Genomic DNA, 1,600 nt, shown 5'->3' with positions numbered 1-1,600 from the left:
CAGTCTTTCTTTGGATTTAAACCAAAAGGGTGTTGGCCATCAGAAGGCGCCGTATCTGAAGACACATTAACCTTAATTGCAAAACATGGATTTAGTTGGGCTGCAACGGGTGAAAATGTGCTTCGTAACAGTTTAAAGCTCTCTGGTATGGCTGATGCCAGTATACATAAACCATACAAGCTACCCGACACATCACCTGTATGTTTTTATAGAGATGATGGCTTATCTGACATGATTGGCTTTACCTATACAAAATGGGGCGCAGATGATGCAGTCAATGACTTTATTCATCACATTCAAAACATAAAAGCGAACACAGAAGGGGATGACGATAGGGTTGTTTCTGTGATTCTTGATGGTGAAAACGCCTGGGAGTACTACTCCTACAATGGCTACTACTTTTTACAGAGTCTTTATCGAAACTTGTCTGAGCATCCCGATATTGAACTTACTACCTTTAGTGAGTGTCTTGAAAATGGTGTTCAAGCAGCTGAGCTTCCCAAAATGATGGGCGGTAGCTGGGTATATGGAACCTATTCCACTTGGATTGGTGACAAGGATAAAAACCGAGCTTGGGACCTACTCAGTGATGCAAAAAAAACATTTGATAAAGTACTGGATAATGAAACCTTTGAACCTGAAATGAAGTTGGCGTTAGAGCGACAGTTAGCTATCTGTGAAGGATCGGATTGGTTCTGGTGGTTTGGTGACTATAATTCTGCTGACAGTGTCAGTGATTTCGAACGTTTATATCGTCTCCACTTATCGAATCTTTATCAGATGCTGGGTGAAGTTGTTCCCCAGAAACTTTCGGAAGTTGTTTCTCAAGGTGGCGTCGGCGCAGAGCAGGGCGGTACCATGCGACGTGGAAGCTAAATAGTGGCTCAAGCAAAAGTATTTAATAAACGACGAAGCGGTATTCTCTTACACATAACGAGCCTGCCATCGGGAAATTTAGGCACTGATGCCTTCAAGTTCATAGACTTCTTGTGTGCTTCGGGTTCTACCGTCTGGCAAATGCTACCTCTCGGACCTACCCATGAAGATGGTTCACCCTATCAATGTCTTTCTGCTCATGCGGGCAACAACCGGTTTATTTCACGCGACATACTCAAATCACAAGCCTGGGCAGAACCCGCTAAGCTAAACGACACGAAGATGTCCCGACTGATGGCGACTGCATACCGACAGTTCATAAAAAATGCGACTGAGGCTGATAAACAATTATTTAATGAATTTTGTCAGGAGCAGCAATTTTGGCTGGATGACTACGTACTATTCCGTGAAATTCGCCATCTTAATCAAGCACGAGCATGGTTCGACTGGCCAGTTGAGCTGAGAGACAGACAACCTGACGCCATAAATAAAATCAAAACAGAACGTGACGAAGCTTTAATGATTCGTCGGTTTGAACAATATATTTTTTTCTGTCAGTGGGGGCTGTTACGCCAATACGCTAATGCAAATGGAGTGAAGCTATTTGGGGACATGCCCATTTTTGTCGCTCACGACAGTGCTGATGTCTGGGCTGAACCAAACTTATTTACACTTGATTCGCAAGGAGTGGCAACACGTGTTGCTGGCGTTCCGCCAGATTATT

The 1,600-nt window shown here is 43.8% G+C and carries 1 protein-coding gene and 1 pseudogene; both read left to right on the top strand.

Translation table 11 applies throughout. The annotated features are described in order from the left end of the window. Positions 1-876: pseudogene (locus B4K20_RS07695) on the top strand (glycoside hydrolase); the annotation flags it as partial. A 3-nt stretch (positions 877-879) separates the two neighbouring features. Continuing rightward, positions 880-1,600: 4-alpha-glucanotransferase (locus B4K20_RS07690; protein ID WP_289282472.1), on the top strand; the 721-nt coding region annotated here is incomplete at its 3' end.

It is taken from the genome of Methylophaga sp. UBA5088, from assembly GCF_002414625.1.
GTDB lineage: Bacteria > Pseudomonadota > Gammaproteobacteria > Nitrosococcales > Methylophagaceae > Methylophaga > Methylophaga marina.
The sequence above is the reverse complement of the archived record's forward strand: the minus strand, read 5'-3'. Positions and strand labels throughout refer to the sequence as shown.